Source organism: Modestobacter sp. URMC 112 (assembly GCF_053502575.1).
This window is the reverse complement of the sequence record NZ_CP199957.1, coordinates 645824-660188: the sequence shown is the minus strand read 5'-3', so window position 1 is coordinate 660188 and position 14365 is coordinate 645824. Positions and strand designations below refer to the sequence as shown.

Genomic DNA, 14365 nt, shown 5'->3' with positions numbered 1-14365 from the left:
CGGCCGGAGCGGATGGGCCGGCGGGCGGCGCGGACGGGCGTTGCGGCCGGAACGCCGGCACCGGCGGCCCGGGGTCCGGGGCCACGACGGGCGCGCCGTAGCCGTCGACCCGCTGCTGCCGTCCGGTGGCCTCACGTCGCTCGGCCCGCCGCCGGCGGACCGTCCCGGTACGGGCCAGCAGCTCCTCGACGGTGACGTGCTCCTCGGGGGGTCCGCCGGCGTCGGCCCGGCGGGGTCCGCGGTCGCCACCAGGCGCCCGGGGATCCGCCCCGCTCCACCTCGGCTCGTCCGCCACCGCTGTCGTCTTCCCGTCCTCGGAGTGCTCTGGTGCCTGTCGGCACCCGTCCCGTCGTCCGCGGCAGGCCGAATGGCGGCCACCTACGGAAGTGTTCAGGATACTGTCGGTGAGCCGGGATCCCAGGCGGGCGCGCGGGAGCGGCGAGCCGCCCCGTGCGCCCGGCTCGACCGGCGGCGTCCCTCCGTGCTGCGTAGCGTCGGCAGGATGCGGCTGCCCATCCCCGGTCCCCTGGACGTCCTGCACGCGGCCGGAGGACTGCGCGACGGCGTCGTCGAGGCGCTGGCGCTGGTGCCCCGGATCGGCGCGGCGGTCGGCCAGGTCGAGGAACTGCTGGACCGGGTGTCGGCGGTGATGACCCGCGTCGACGCGGTCGCCGAGCGGGCCGAGGTGGCCGTCAGCGGCATCGACGCCACCCGCGCCCGGGCCGACGAGGCGATCGCCGGGGTGCGGGCCACCCAACTGGCCGCCGACGAGGCCATCGCCGGGGTGCGGGCCACCCAGCTCGCGGCCGACGAGGCCATCGCGGCGGTCGGCCGGACGAACGCCGCGGCCGACGGCGCCATCACCGGCGTGCTCCGGACGAACCGGACGGCGGACGAGGCGGTCGCCGCCGTGGTGTCCACCAACGCCGCCGCCGGGGAGGTCGTCGCGGGTGCGCGCCGGACGTCGGAGGCCGCCGACGAGGTGGTCGCCGGGGCGCGACGGACCACCGAGGCGGCGGACGAGGTCGTCGCCGGGGCACGCCGGACCACCGAGGCGGCGGACGAGGTCGTCGCCGGCGCGCGGCAGGCCACCCAGGAGGCCGGAGAGGTGGTCACCGGCGCCCAGCAGGCCACCCGGACCGCCGGCGAGCTGGTCACGGCGATCGGCGGCACCACCGCGGGTGCGGACTCCCTGCTCGGCCGCACCGAGGAGCTGCTGGACACGGCCACCCCCCTGCTGGAGGCCTACCGGCCGACGCTGGCCGCGATGGAGCCGGTGGTGTCCCGGCTGGTGCGGAGCCTCGACGACCACGAGGTGTCGGCGCTGATCACCCTGGTCGACCGGCTCCCCCGACTGGTGCAGCACCTGGACGAGGACGTCCTGCCGGTGCTGGCGAGCCTGGACAACGTGGCCCCGGACGTGCACGACCTGCGGGACACCGTGCAGGACCTGCGCCAGGTCGTGAAGGGCTTCCCCGGGTCCCGGCTCTTCCGGCGGCGCGGAGCCGAGGAGATCGCGCAGGAGGCCGAGGACGCGTCGCCGGACGGCGGGGAGACCCGGCAGGCCGGCGGCTGACAGCGGCCTGACGGTCCGTGGCGGGCGTCCGTCGGGCGCCCGTCACGGACCGCCGGCAGGTCAGGTCTCGGTCGGGTAGCCCAGGGCCCGCACCACGTCGCCGATGCGCTCGAAGACCTCGTCCGACGGCAGCCGTGACAGCTCGTCGGCCACCGCGTCGGGAGCACGGTGGTCCCGGGCCGCCTCGACCAGGTCCGCGCCGGTGTTCGGGAAGTCCGCCCGGTCCAGCCAGCGGGCCAGTTCCGCCCGGGCGACGACCGCGTCCGGGGTCATGCCGACCGGGACGCCACCGGTCAGCGTGTCCGCCGGGGAGGAGTCCACGTCGGGATCGGTCTCCGCCGCGGGCTCCGGGTCCTTCCACTCCTCGGCGTGGGTGGGCCGGCCGGCGCGGAGCATCCCCTCGATCTCGTGCTTCAGTTCGTCGTCCTCGCGCGGGCTGTGCTTGGTGCTCCGCGCGGCCGTGCCCGCGAAGTCGTCGATCTCGCTCACTCTTCCTCCTCCGTCCGGCCGGGGCCGGGACGTCTCAGTCCTCGTGCAGCGCGCCGGGCTTGTGCACGGCCGTCTTGCCGCTCTTCTCGCTGCGTACCTCGTACTGGGGGTCGTCCTCGCTGGCGCGGACGGTGCGTCCGGACGACTCGGTGTCCTCGGTGATCTTCCGTTCCACGGTGCCCTCGGCCTCCCCGCCGTGGCTCTTCCAGGTCACGTGGTCGCCCTTGCTGAACTCGTCGGCCATGCCGCGCTCCTCTCGTCGTGGGTCGTTGCCTGCCCTCCCCGCTCCCGCCGCACACATGGACCGGGGAGCTGGGGCGGGGCCGAGTCCCTCGGCACTGCGACCGGAGCGGCGTCACCCGATCGGGGGGTGTGCACCCGGAGGGCTGGGCGACAGCCCGGTTCGTCACGTAGCGTTCACATCCGACGGAGAGCGCGGGACAAAGCCCCTGAACAGGGCAACGTTCCAGTGACCGAGAGTCACCTCACCGTCCACGGACGCCGGCCCGGTCGACCCCATTCCCCCGGGGACGGCCGGGTCGGCCCGCGTCCGGCGGCCCCGGCGGCCTCCCCGCCGCTCGCCCCCGCCCGCGGGGCGGCGCCCGCCCGCTGCCCGCTCCTAAGCTGGGTCCTCGTGACCGCCGCTGAGGGACCCCGCCCGGTCGACGTCCTCACCGTCACCTCCGTCACTCAGGTGACCCCCGCGGTGCGCCGGGTCACGCTGCGCGCACCGGCCGACGTGGTCCTGGCGGCCGGGCCGACCATCTCGCTGCTGGTCCCCCGGGTCGGCGACCGGACGCCGCACTGGCCGGAGGTGGCCCGGGACGGCCGCATCGTGTGGCCGCAAGGCAGCCACGGCGTGAGCATGCGGCGGTACACCGCACGACGGCAGGACCCAACCGCCGGCGAGGTCGACGTCGACTTCGTGCTGCACGGCGACGGCCCGGCCGCCTCCTGGGCGGCTGCCGCCGTCCCCGGGGACGTGCTGGGGGTGGCCAGCGCGGCACCCCTGGGCGACGCGCCTGCGGGCTGGCTGCTGCTGGTCGGGGACGAGACGGCACTGCCGGCGATCGGCCGGATCCTCGCCTCGGCCGCTCCGGAGACCCGAGGGGTGGCGCTGATCGAGGTGGCCGGCCCGGAGGAGGAGCAGCCGGTGCCGGGGCCTGCCGGGGTGGAGGTGCGCTGGCTGCACCGGGCCGGCGGGGAGCCCGGGGTCGGCACCCTGCTGGTCGACGCCGTGACCGCCCTGCCGCGTCCCCCGGGGGACGACGTCTTCGCCTGGGTGGGCGCCGAGTCCGCCGCCGTCCGCGCGGTGCGGACCCACCTGCGCGACCGGTGGGGGCTGCGCCGGGGCCAGCACCACGCGATCGGCTACTGGCGGAGGGGGTCGGCCCTGCCCGGGTGACCCCCAGCATCCTCACAGCCACCGCCCAGTCCACCCGCAGCCCGGTGGGCCAGGCTGGCGCCATGACCGCGCCCACACGCAGCGCCTCGGGAGGGGCCGTGCCCAGCAGCAGCAAGGACCAGCCGGCGCCCGAGGCCCGGCTGCTCGTGGTGGACGACGAGCCGAACATCCGGGAGCTGCTGTCGGCCAGCCTGCGGTACGCCGGGTTCGAGGTCGCCACCGCCGCCGACGGCCAGGAGGCGCTCGACGTCGCGGCCCGGTTCCGTCCCGACCTGCTGGTCCTGGACGTGATGATGCCCGGGCTCGACGGTTTCGGCGTCGTCCGCCGGCTGCGGCAGAACGGCACGCACACCCCCGTCCTGTTCCTCACCGCCCGCGACGCCGGGGAGGACAAGGTGACCGGGCTGACGCTGGGCGGCGACGACTACGTGACCAAGCCGTTCAGCCTGGACGAGGTGCTGGCCCGGATCCGGGCGGTGCTGCGCCGCAGCCGGACCGTCCCGGTGTCCGAGCAGGCGCCCCGGCTGGCCTTCGCCGACATCGAGCTGGACGAGGAGTCGCACGAGGTCCTCAAGGCCGGGAAGCTGGTGAGCCTCTCCCCCACCGAGTTCAAGCTGTTGCGGTACCTGATGACGAACTCCGGCCGCGTGCTGTCCAAGGCGCAGATCCTCGACCACGTGTGGAACTACGACTTCAACGGCGAGGCGAACGTGGTCGAGTCCTACATCTCCTACCTGCGTCGCAAGGTCGACACCACCGAGCCACGGCTGCTGCACACGCTGCGCGGCGTGGGCTACTCGCTGCGGCTGCCACGCGGCACGTGACCGCCGTCACCGGTGCCGGCCCGGCGGCCCCGTCGTCCGGGGCGGGTCCGGGCCTGGCACCGGCCGGTCCCCCCGGGCCACCGCCACCCGCCGGCCGGCCGCCGCGCGTCCCGCTGCGGATCACCCTCGTCGCGCTGCTCGTCGCCCTGGTGGCGCTGGCGCTGCTGGTCACCGGCTCGACGGCCACGCAGCTGCTGCGCGACTACCTGTTCGAGCAGCAGGACCAGGCGCTGCGCGCCCAGGTGCGCGACCTCACGGTGGACCCGGCCGACCTGCAGCGGCTGTGCGGCCTGGAGCGGTTCCCCCTCCCCGGCGGCGGCACCTACGTGGCGTGCCTGGGACCCGACGGGCCCTTCGAGCAGTTCGCCGCCACCCGGGACCGGGACCGGCTCCCCGACGTCGGGGAGATGACCTCCCGGAACGCCGCCGGCTACGGCCCGGAGCCCTTCACCGTGCGGTCCGACGACCGGAGCACCACCTGGCGGCTGGCGGTGGGCCAGGTCTCCGAGGACCTGGCCATCGTCGTGGGCAACGACCTGGGCAAGGACCAGGCCGCGGTCCGCCGGCTGGTCGCCATCGAGGTGGTCGTCGGGCTGCTCGCGCTGGGCCTGCTCGGCGTCGCCGGCTACCTGCTGGTCCGCAACAGCCTGCGCCCGCTGCAGGAGGTGGAGCACACCGCCCGGGCCATCGCCGCCGGCGACCTGTCCCGCCGGGTGCCGGCGGGCGACGAGCGCACCGAGGTGGGCCGGCTGTCCACCGCCCTCAACGGGATGCTCGCCCGGATCGAGAGCTCGTTCCGCGCCCAGCAGGCCTCCGAGGCGCAGGCCCGCGCCTCCGAGGAGCAGGCGGTCGCGTCCGAGGCGCGGATGCGCCGGTTCGTCGCCGACGCCAGCCACGAGCTGCGCACCCCGCTGACCTCGATCCGCGGCTTCGCCGAGCTGCACCGTCAGGGCGCGGTCGGCGGGCCCGAGGAGACCCGCCGGCTGATGCAGCGGATCGAGGCGGAGGCGACCCGGATGGGGCTGCTCGTCGAGGACCTGCTCCAGCTGGCCCGGCTGGACCAGCAGCGGCCGCTCTCCCTGGCACCGGTCGACCTGGCCGAGGTGGCCGGGGACGCGGTGCACGACGCCCGGGCCGTCCAGCCCGACCGGCCGATCGGCCTGCACCTGGACGCCTCGCTCAGCGACGTCCCGGTGGTGGTCGGGGACGAGGCCCGGCTGCGCCAGGTCGTCGGCAACCTGGTCACCAACGCGCTGACGCACACCCCGCCGACCGCGCGGGTCACCGTGCGGCTGTCCGAGGACGCCGACGACGCCGGCATGGTCGTGCTCGCGGTCACCGACGAGGGACCGGGGCTCGCGCCGGAGGACGCGCAGCGGGTGTTCGAGCGCTTCTACCGGGCGGACCCGTCCCGCACCCGGGCCGCCGGCGGGACGGGGCTGGGCCTGTCCATCGTCGCCTCGCTGGTGGCCGCGCACGGCGGCCGGGTGGAGCTGGAGACCGCGCCGGGCCGGGGGGCGACCTTCGCCGTCCGGCTGCCGCGGTCGGGGCCACCCGCTCCCCCGCCGGGCTCCTGACGGACCGCCGCGCCGGCCCCGCGGGGGCATGCCGGACACTGGCACCGGGAATCCTCCTCCACCGGAGGAGGTTGCCCTGCCCGAGTGTGCCGTCCCGCGGACGGCGCCGATCCCTGCCGCCGTTCCCGGGAGTCCTCCGCGTGACCACCCCCGACTACCGGCTCACCCAGCTGCAGACGCTGGAGGCCGAGTCCATCCACGTGCTGCGCGAGGTGGCTGCCGAGTGCGCGCGCCCGGTCCTGCTCTTCTCCGGCGGCAAGGACTCCATCGTGATGCTGGAGCTGGCCCGCAAGGCCTTCGCGCCGGCCCGCATCCCCTTCCCGGTCATGCACGTCGACACCGGACTGAACTTCCCCGAGGTGCTGGAGTTCCGTGACAAGCGGGTCGCCGAGCTCGGCGTCGAGCTGGTCGTCGCCTCGGTGCCCGACGCGATCGCCGCCGGCACGGTGAAGCAGGAGCCGAACGGCTCCCGCAACCGGATCCAGACCCCGGTGCTGCTGGACGCCGTCGAGGAGCACGGCTTCACCGCGCTGTTCGGCGGGGCCCGCCGGGACGAGGACAAGGCCCGCGCCAAGGAGCGGGTGTTCTCCTTCCGCGACGACTTCGGCCAGTGGGACCCGAAGAACCAGCGTCCCGAGCTGTGGGACCTCTACAACGGCCGTATCCACCAGGGCGAGTCGATCCGGGTGTTCCCGCTGTCCAACTGGACCGAACTGGACATCTGGGGCTACATCGCGCAGGAAGAGATCGCCATCCCGCCGCTGTACCTCGCCCGCGAGCGGGACGTGGTGGACCGGCAGGGGATGTTGTACGCGGTCAACGAGTTCATCACCCCGCGCGAGGGCGAGCGGGTGTCCCGGGAGAGCGTCCGCTACCGCACGGTGGGCGACGCCAACCTGACCGCCGCCGTGCGGTCCACGGCCACCACGGTGGCCGACGTCATCGCCGAGATCGCGGTGACCCGGCTGACCGAGCGCGGCGCGACCCGCGGCGACGACAAGGTCAGCGAGGCCGCCATGGAGGACCGCAAGAAGGAGGGGTACTTCTGATGGGCGCGCTCACCTCGGAGGCAGCGGTGCGCGAGCTCACCTCCACCCGCAAGGACATCCTGCGGATCGCCACGGCGGGCTCCGTCGACGACGGCAAGAGCACGCTGATCGGCCGGCTGCTCTACGACAGCAAGGCGGTGTTCGAGGACCAGTACGAGGCGATCGAGCGCGCCAGCCGGGGCGACTTCGTCGACCTGGCGCTGCTCACCGACGGGCTGCGGGCCGAGCGGGAGCAGGGCATCACCATCGACGTGGCCTATCGGTACTTCAGCACCCCGCGGCGGACCTTCATCCTCGCCGACACCCCCGGGCACGTGCAGTACACCCGCAACATGGTCACCGGCGCCTCGACGGCGGACCTGGCGATCGTGCTGGTCGACGCGCGCAAGGGGATGCTCGAGCAGAGCCGCCGGCACGCCTTCCTCGCCTCCCTGCTCCGGGTGCCGCACCTGGTCGTCGCGGTGAACAAGATGGACCTCGTCGACTGGTCCGAGGACGTCTACGAGTCCATCCGCGACGAGTTCACCTCCTTCGCCGCCAAGCTCGACGTCCCCGACCTCACGGTCGTCCCCATCTCGGCCCTGGCCGGGGACAACGTGGTGACCCGGTCGGCGAACATGCCCTGGTACGAGGGCGCCTCGCTGCTGCACCATCTCGAGCACGTGCACGTGGCCAGCGACCGCAACCTGGTCGACACCCGCTTCCCGGTCCAGTACGTGATCCGGCCGCAGACCGACGCCCACCACGACTACCGGGGTTACGCCGGCCGGGTCGCCGGCGGGGTGTTCCGCCCGGGCGACGAGGTGCAGGTGCTGCCCAGCGGGCTGACCACCACCATCGCGGCCATCGACGGCCCCGACGGTCCGGTCGCGGAGGCCTTCGCCCCGATGTCGGTCACCATCCGGCTCTCCGACGACCTGGACGTCTCCCGGGGCGACATGATCTGCCGGCCGCACAACGCCCCGCAGGTCACCCAGGACGTCGACGCGCTGGTGTGCTGGATGAGCGACCAGCCGCTGCGGACCCGGCAGCGGCTGGCGGTCAAGCACACCACCCGCTCGGTGCGCGCGGTGGTCAAGGAGCTGCAGTACCGCCTGGACGTCAACACCCTGCACCGGCAGACCGAGGCCGAGGACGGCGTGGAGCTCGGGCTCAACGACATCGGCCGGGTGCGGCTGCGGACCACCCAGCCGCTGTTCGTCGACGACTACCACCGCAACCGGGTCACCGGGCGGTTCATCCTCATCGACGAGGCCACCAACGCCACGGTCGGCGCCGGGATGCTCGTCCCCCCGCGCTGAAGAAGGACCCCCTTCCTCCCCCACCTTCGCAAGCTCAGGCGGGGCCCCGGGAAGGGGGCCACCGGGCGTGCTCTTTCGGGCTCGAGCCCGCGTGCTCTTTCGGGCTCGAGGCCGCGTGCTCTTCGGGCTCGAACCTCCAACGGTGCCGAACGCGGCTGTGGCCCACTCCCCGGCGGGGAGTGGGCCACGGTCGCGTTGCGGGATCAAGCCGCGGCGGCCCGCTCCAGCGCCCGGCGGGTGAGCAGCCGGGCGAGGTGACGGCGGTACTCCTGGTCGGCGTGCATGTCCGCCGTCGGGGAGGTGCCCTGGTCGGCCAGCTCGGCGGCCTCGGCGATCGACGCGCCGCGGGCCAGCGCCTCCTCGGTCGCGGTCGCCCGGACCACCGTGCCGGCCATGTTGGACAGGGCCACCCGGCCGTCGACCGCGGCGGCGGACACGATCGGCCAGTCGTTCTCCCGGCGGGTGAACTTCTCGTAGCCCCAGCCGGTGGAGCCGGTCCGCGGGACGCGGACCTCCACCACCAGCTCGTCCTGGGACAGCGCCGTCTCGAAGAAGCCGGTCCAGAACTCGGTGATCGGGACCTCCCGCCGGCCGCCGGGCCCCTGGACGACGACGGTGCCGCCGAGGGCCAGCAGGGCCGTGGGCAGGTCGGACGCCGGGTCGCTGTGGGCGACCGTCCCGCCCAGCGTGCCGCGGTGCCGGACCTGCGGGTCACCGACCCGGCCGGCGGTGTGCGGCAGCAGCGGCACCTCGGTGCGGGCCACGTCGGAGTTCTCCAGCTCGTGGTGGCGGGTGCCCGCCCCGATGGCCACCTCGTCGCCCTCGACCCGGACGTAGGACAGGTCCTGGATGCCGCTGATGTCGATGAGCACCGAGGGCACGGCCAGCCGCAGCTTCATGATCGGCAGCAGCGAGTGGCCCCCGGCCAGCAGCTTGGCGTCGTCGCCGTGCTCGGTGAGCGCGGCGACGGCCTCGTCCACCGAGCGCACCTTCACGTAGTCGAACTGCGACGGGATCATGCTCGCTCCTCGCTGGCGCTCGTCGTTCCCATGATCCCCTGAGGGGCCCTGCCGTCGGACGACCTCGCGAGCTCGGTCGTCATGCCTCCACCTCCTGCGCCTGCGGCACCTGGCCGGCGGACGGGCCGGCCTTGGCGGCGGTCTGCACCGCGCGGACGATGTTGTGGTAGCCGGTGCACCGGCAGAGGTTGCCCTCCAGACCCTCCCGGACCTCCCGGTCGCTGGGGTCGGGGTTGTCGGCCAGCACCCCGATCGCGGCCATGACCATGCCCGGGGTGCAGAACCCGCACTGCAGGCCGTGCTCGGCGCGGAACGCCGCCTGGACAGGGTGCATCTCGCCGTCCGGCCCGGCCAGCCCCTCCATCGTGGTGACCTGGGACCCGTCGGTCTGGGCCGCGAGCACCGTGCAGCTCTTCACGGTCAGCCCGTCCACCACGACCGTGCACGCCCCGCACGAGGTCGAGTCACAGCCGATGTTGGTGGCCTTCAGCCCGCGGACCTCCCGCAGGTAGTGGGCCAGCAGCAGACGGGGCTCCACCTCGTCCGTGCGCTGCTCCCCGTTGACGGTGATCGAGACCTGCATCAGTTTCCTCCCTGGGCCTGCTGGATGGCCCGGAACACCCGCATCGGGGTGGTGGGCATGTCGATGTGCCGGACGCCGAGGTGGGCCACCGCGTCGATCACGGCGTTCTGCACCGCCGGCGTGGAGCCGATCGTCCCGGCCTCGCCGATGCCCTTGGCCCCGAGGGGGTTCATCGGGGTCGGGGTGGCCATCTCGACCAGTTCGAAGCTGGGCAGCTCGGTGGCGGAGATGAAGGGGTAGTCGGCGAGCGTGGACGTCGTCGGGTTGCCGTCCTCGTCGTAGAGCACCTCCTCCAGCAGCGCCTGGGCCACCCCCTGGGCGTAGCCGCCGTGCCGCTGACCCTCGGCGAGCAGCGGGTTGAGGATCGTGCCGGCGTCGTCCACCGCGATCAGCCGGGCGACCTCGGCCTTCCCGGACTCGACGTCCAGCTCGACGACCACGACGTGCGCGCCGAACGGGAACGTGGGTGCCGCGGCGGTGAACTGGGTCTGCACCAGCAGCTGCTCGTCGGCGGCCAGCTCCGCGAAGGTGATCCCCGTCCCGGGGGTGCCGCGGACGGCGAGCCCGGCCATGCCGAGGTCGACGACCAGGTCCTCCGGGTTCGCCTCCAGCTTCTCGGCGGCCCGCCTTCGGGCCAGGTCGACCAGCTCGCCGGCCGCCTGGTGCACCGCCGCGCCGCCCTGCTGGAGGCTGCGCGAGCCCATCGTGCCGCCGCCCTGCGGGATCCGGTCGGTGTCGCCGTGGATGACGGTGATCTTCTCCACCGGGATGCCGAGCTGGTCGCTGGCGATCATCGCCCACGCCGTCGCGTGCCCCTGGCCGTGCGGTGAGGTGCCGGTGAGCACCGTCGCCGTGCCGTCCGGGTGGACCTCCAGCGAGGCAGCCTCGCCGGTGCCGGCACCGTTGTCGGCCCCGGTGATCTCCACGTACACCGACATGCCGATGCCCAGCTGGCGCACGTCGCCGCGCTCCCGCCGCCGGGCCTGCTCGGCCCGCAGCTCCTGGTAGCCCGCCGCCTCGAGCGCCTTGTCCAGCGCCACGGTGTAGTCGCCGTTGTCGTAGGTGGCACCCATGGACGTGGTGTGCGGCTCGGAGAAGGCCGGCAGGAGGTTCTTCCGGCGCACGTCGGCGGGGTCCATCCCGATCTCCGCGGCGAACAGGTCGACCGCCCGCTCCAGCGCCGCCGTCGCCTCCGGCCGGCCGGCGCCCCGGTAGGCACCGATGGACGTCGTCGTGGTGGCCAGTGCGCGCGCCTGGGCGTGCACCTTCGGGAAGCCGTAGACGCCGGGGGCCATGAGCATGGTCAGCGTGGGCAGCACCGTCCCGATCCGCGGGTAGGCGCCGCAGTCCTGTTCCGCGACGATGCTGTACGCCTCGATCGTGCCGTCCCGGCGACCCCCGACCGTGACCACCTGGTCCTGGGCGCGGCCGTGCAGCATGCCGATCATGTTCTCCGACCGGCTCTCCGACCAGCGGACCGGCCGGCCGACGTGCCGGGCCAGCCAGGCGACGAAGGCGTACTCCGGGTCGGCACCGATCTTGGCCCCGAAGCCACCGCCGACGTCGGGGGTGATCAGGTGGATCAGGTCGGGGTCCATGTCCAGCCAGTCGCCGAACTGGCCGCGGGCCTGCTGGGCGCCCTGGTTCGTGCACCAGACCGTGAGCCGGCCGTCCTCGCTCCAGACCGCGGCGGCGGCCCGGGTCTCCAGCGGCACGGGCGCGACCCGCTGGTTGACCATCGCCTGGGTGACGACGACCTCGCAGCCCTCGAAGAAGTCGTCCGGGGCCGGCTCCCCGAAGGACGCCATCACGTTGGTGCCGGCCTCGGGGAACAGCAGCACCTCGTCGGAGGCGGCCGCGGCCGTCCCGATGACCGCGGGGAGCGGGTCGATGTCGACCGCGACCATCTCCGCGGCGTCCTCGCCCTGGTACCGCTCCTCGGTGAGGACGACGGCGATGGGGTCGCCGACGAACCGGACGCGGTCCGACGCCAGCCAGGGCCGGGTCATCGCGGCGTTGATGAAGGGGAACGGCGGCGGCAGGGGCGACAGGTCGGTGACGTCCTCCGCCGTCACCACCGCCACCACGCCCGGCGCCTCGCGGGCCGCGGACACGTCGACCGACAGCACCTTGCCGTGGGCCACGTTCGACCGGACGAAGGTCGCGTGCAGCGCCCCGGTCAGCCGTTCGTCGGTCAGGTCGTCGGTGTAGGTCGCCCCTCGGGTGAGGAACAGCGGGTCCTCCGTGCGGACCACCCGCGTGCCCAGGATGCTCATGTACCAGCCCTCCGTCGTCGCCAACGGGCACACTCAACCAGATCATGTGGGCACCGTCACAGCCTGCTGCCGCTCCCGGTGCGGGAGCGGCCGGTCAGCGCAACCGCACGGGCAGCCGGGCCAGGCCGCGCAGCGTCTGCAGGTCCCGCCGGACGGGCGTGCCGGCGACCCGGAGGCCCGGGAAGCGACGGGCCAGCGCCCGCAGCGCTACCACGGCCTCCAGCCGGGCGAGACCCGCACCCACGCAGTAGTGGATCCCCGCGGAGAAGGCCAGGTGCTCCCGGGCGTTGGCCCGGGTGACGTCGAAGCGCGCCGGGTCGGTGAAGACCTCCGGATCCCGGTTGGCCGCGCCGAGCAGCACGGTGACCCGGCCGCCCGCGGGGACGTGCCGGCCGGCGACAGTGGTGTCGGTCAGTGCCGTGCGGCCGGTCAGCTGGACCGGGCTGTCGAGCCGGAGCACCTCCTCCACCGCCCGGTCCCAGCCGGACGGGTCGGCGACCAGCGCCTGCCACTGGTGGGGGTGGGCGTCCAGCAGCACGACGGCGTTGCCGAGCAGGTTGACCGTGGTCTCGAAGCCGGCGCCGAGCAGGAGCATGACCGTGGCGTGCAGCTCCCGGTCGGTGAGCTCGTCGGGCGGCAGGCCCACCAGCTGGCTGACCAGGTCGTCGCCCGGGTCGCGGCGCAGCCGGGCGAAGTGCTCGCCGAGGAAGCGGTGCATCGCCCGCAGCGACCCCTCGGCCGCCGCGTAGCGCCGGTAGGGCAGCCCGGGGTCCAGCGTCGCGGCCGCGGCGCCGCCCCAGCGGAGGAAGTCCTCCCGGCGGTCGGTGGGCACGCCGAGCAGGTGGGCGATGACCAGGACGGGCAGCTGCGCCGCGAATCCCTCGACCAGCTCGGCCGTGCCGGAGCCGTCGTCCAGCTCGTCGAGGAGCCGTTCGGCGATCGCCTCCACGGTCGGCTCGAACGCCGCCGTCGCCCGGGGGGTGAACGCCCGGCTGACCAGCCGCCGGTAGCGGGTGTGGTCCGGCGGGTCGACCACGAGCATGGACGGCGGCTCGCCCACGCCGTCCGCCGCGGGGTCGTCGGTCGCCGTGAGCAGCCACTGCACCCAGCGGGGGGCGGACGAGCGGTGCCAGCCGACCCCGAAGTCGCCCGAGCGCAGCACCTCGGCGGCGACCCGGTGCGAGGGGGTGACCAGGCCGAGGGTGCTGTCGGACACCGGCCCCCGGGCGCGCAGCTGCTCGTAGAGGGGATAGGGGTCCTCGCGCAGGGCCCGGTCCCGCAGCAGCCGGCCGACCAGGTCGCCGCGCCGCGCGGCGCGGGAGAGGTAGACGGCCGGCAGTCCGTGGGTGACGGCCCAGCGCACCGCGGTCCGGGCCGTGCGGGCGGCCGGTGCGGCCACGGTCATGGGCACCCCCCGGCCCGGGGCGGGAGCACCGCCGGCGGGCCTGCAGCGTCGTCCGGGTGGGCGAGTCTGCCAGGCCGGCCGTGCCGGGTCACCGGTCCGGCCGGCCGGCGGCGCTACTGCTGCGGGGAGTCCTGCGCGGGTGCCTGCGAGGGGTCGCCGTCCCAGTCCTTGCCGGCCTCGCTGGCGTGCTCCGACGCGCTGTCGGTGGAGCCGGCGACGGCCTCGACCATCTCGGCGTCGGTGAGCCCCTCCCCGGCCGCCTCGACGTCGCTGCCGGACGCGCTCTCGCTGGGGTCGGTCATGGGGAGGACTCCTTCGGCTGGGTGACGTGGGCCCCTCAGCCGTCCCCGTCCCGGACCGGCGGCAAACCAGCGGGCGTCCCGGGGGGCAGCACCAGGTCGACCCAGACCCGCTTGCCGCCGTGGTGGTCCTCGACGCCCCACCGGGTGGCGATGGCGGCGATCATCTGCAGCCCGCGGCCGCGCAGCCGCTCCCCGGAGACCTCCTGCACCACCGGGCGCAGCACGGACCCGTCGACGACGCCGATCCGCAGCCAGGCCTCGGCCAGGGTGACCTCGAGGCTCAGCCCGTCGTGTCCGCCGACGTGGTCGACCACGTTGGCGACGAGCTCGGTGGCGAGCAGCTCGGCGTCGGCCCGGTCCTGCGGTGCGCCCCAGGCGCCCAGCAGCTCGCGTAGCACCCGCCGGGCGGCGACCACGCTCCGCGGGGTCGCCGGGAGGTCGATGCAGGCACTCAGGGTCGACACGGCTCGTCCGTCCTCCTGCCTGGCCGGTACCCCCGTCCCGGTCGGCCCGCGTGCGCCGCCCGGCCGGAGCCCGGATCCGTCGGGCACGACATGGC

Annotated in this window: 14 protein-coding genes; 6 read left to right on the top strand and 8 right to left on the bottom strand. The window is 74.7% G+C overall.

The window, feature by feature from the left end:
- Positions 1-502 precede the first annotated feature (502 nt).
- Positions 503-1576 (top strand): hypothetical protein, encoded by a 1074-nt coding sequence (locus tag ACWIX6_RS03125; RefSeq protein ID WP_448615393.1) that lies wholly within the window; start codon positions 503-505, stop codon positions 1574-1576.
- Between the two features lie 60 nt (positions 1577-1636).
- Here ACWIX6_RS03125 and ACWIX6_RS03120 read toward each other — a convergent pair whose 3' ends face one another.
- Positions 1637-2065 carry a DUF2795 domain-containing protein gene (locus tag ACWIX6_RS03120; protein ID WP_448615392.1) on the bottom strand — a complete coding sequence of 143 codons (429 nt, stop codon included), beginning with the start codon at positions 2063-2065 and terminating at the stop codon, positions 1637-1639.
- A gap of 34 nt (positions 2066-2099) precedes the next feature.
- Complete coding sequence (locus tag ACWIX6_RS03115) at positions 2100-2309, bottom strand: DUF2945 domain-containing protein (RefSeq protein WP_448615391.1); 210 nt, start codon at positions 2307-2309, stop codon at positions 2100-2102.
- A 390-nt stretch (positions 2310-2699) separates the two neighbouring features.
- Between ACWIX6_RS03115 and ACWIX6_RS03110 the strand changes: the two genes are divergently transcribed.
- From ACWIX6_RS03110 to ACWIX6_RS03090, 5 genes are all read left to right on the top strand, one after another.
- Positions 2700-3470, top strand: a complete 771-nt coding sequence (locus ACWIX6_RS03110) for a siderophore-interacting protein (RefSeq protein WP_448615390.1) — start codon at positions 2700-2702, stop codon at positions 3468-3470.
- Between the two features lie 62 nt (positions 3471-3532).
- A complete protein-coding gene (locus ACWIX6_RS03105) occupies positions 3533-4294 on the top strand; it encodes a response regulator transcription factor (RefSeq protein WP_448615389.1) in 762 nt (253 codons plus the stop codon).
- On the top strand, positions 4291-5871 hold the full coding sequence (locus ACWIX6_RS03100; protein ID WP_448615388.1) for a sensor histidine kinase: 1581 nt from the start codon (positions 4291-4293) through the stop codon (positions 5869-5871). The genes ACWIX6_RS03105 and ACWIX6_RS03100 overlap by 4 nt, the downstream gene beginning before the upstream one ends.
- Before the next feature lie 140 nt (positions 5872-6011).
- Positions 6012-6920, top strand: a complete 909-nt coding sequence (gene cysD / locus ACWIX6_RS03095) for a sulfate adenylyltransferase subunit CysD (protein ID WP_448615387.1) — start codon at positions 6012-6014, stop codon at positions 6918-6920.
- Positions 6920-8221, top strand: coding sequence for a sulfate adenylyltransferase subunit 1 (locus tag ACWIX6_RS03090; protein WP_448615386.1), 1302 nt, complete (start codon positions 6920-6922; stop codon positions 8219-8221). The genes cysD and ACWIX6_RS03090 overlap by 1 nt, the downstream gene beginning before the upstream one ends.
- Positions 8222-8424: 203 nt before the next feature.
- Here the strand turns inward: ACWIX6_RS03090 and ACWIX6_RS03085 are convergent, their stop codons facing one another.
- The 6 genes from ACWIX6_RS03085 to ACWIX6_RS03060 form a co-directional block, all read right to left on the bottom strand.
- Positions 8425-9240: an FAD binding domain-containing protein gene (locus ACWIX6_RS03085; RefSeq protein WP_448615385.1), complete on the bottom strand. Its 816-nt coding sequence runs from the start codon at positions 9238-9240 to the stop codon at positions 8425-8427.
- Between the two features lie 79 nt (positions 9241-9319).
- Positions 9320-9823: a (2Fe-2S)-binding protein gene (locus tag ACWIX6_RS03080; RefSeq protein WP_448615384.1), complete on the bottom strand. Its 504-nt coding sequence runs from the start codon at positions 9821-9823 to the stop codon at positions 9320-9322.
- Positions 9823-12099 carry a xanthine dehydrogenase family protein molybdopterin-binding subunit gene (locus ACWIX6_RS03075; RefSeq protein WP_448615383.1) on the bottom strand — a complete coding sequence of 759 codons (2277 nt, stop codon included), beginning with the start codon at positions 12097-12099 and terminating at the stop codon, positions 9823-9825. Before ACWIX6_RS03075 ends, ACWIX6_RS03080 begins: the two co-directional genes overlap by 1 nt.
- Before the next feature lie 94 nt (positions 12100-12193).
- Entirely contained in the window at positions 12194-13504 is a 1311-nt protein-coding gene (locus ACWIX6_RS03070) for a cytochrome P450 (protein ID WP_448615382.1), read from the bottom strand.
- A 113-nt stretch (positions 13505-13617) separates the two neighbouring features.
- On the bottom strand, positions 13618-13806 hold the full coding sequence (locus ACWIX6_RS03065; protein WP_448615381.1) for a hypothetical protein: 189 nt from the start codon (positions 13804-13806) through the stop codon (positions 13618-13620).
- Positions 13807-13841: 35 nt separating this feature from the next.
- Positions 13842-14270, bottom strand: a complete 429-nt coding sequence (locus ACWIX6_RS03060) for an ATP-binding protein (RefSeq protein WP_448615380.1) — start codon at positions 14268-14270, stop codon at positions 13842-13844.
- Between the last annotated feature and the right edge of the window lie 95 nt (positions 14271-14365).

Bases quoted from the DNA above. Each gene is read 5' to 3' on its own strand.
- ACWIX6_RS03125 (WP_448615393.1), top strand. From the start codon at position 503: ATGCGGCTGCCCATCCCCGGTCCCCTGGACGTCCTGCACGCGGCCGGA.
- ACWIX6_RS03105 (WP_448615389.1), top strand. From the start codon at position 3,533: ATGACCGCGCCCACACGCAGCGCCTCGGGAGGGGCCGTGCCCAGCAGC.
- ACWIX6_RS03115 (WP_448615391.1), bottom strand. From the start codon at position 2,309: ATGGCCGACGAGTTCAGCAAGGGCGACCACGTGACCTGGAAGAGCCAC.
- ACWIX6_RS03085 (WP_448615385.1), bottom strand. From the start codon at position 9,240: ATGATCCCGTCGCAGTTCGACTACGTGAAGGTGCGCTCGGTGGACGAG.
- ACWIX6_RS03080 (WP_448615384.1), bottom strand. From the start codon at position 9,823: ATGCAGGTCTCGATCACCGTCAACGGGGAGCAGCGCACGGACGAGGTG.
- ACWIX6_RS03070 (WP_448615382.1), bottom strand. From the start codon at position 13,504: ATGACCGTGGCCGCACCGGCCGCCCGCACGGCCCGGACCGCGGTGCGC.
- ACWIX6_RS03090 (WP_448615386.1), top strand. From the start codon at position 6,920: ATGGGCGCGCTCACCTCGGAGGCAGCGGTGCGCGAGCTCACCTCCACC.
- ACWIX6_RS03075 (WP_448615383.1), bottom strand. From the start codon at position 12,099: ATGAGCATCCTGGGCACGCGGGTGGTCCGCACGGAGGACCCGCTGTTC.
- ACWIX6_RS03065 (WP_448615381.1), bottom strand. From the start codon at position 13,806: ATGACCGACCCCAGCGAGAGCGCGTCCGGCAGCGACGTCGAGGCGGCC.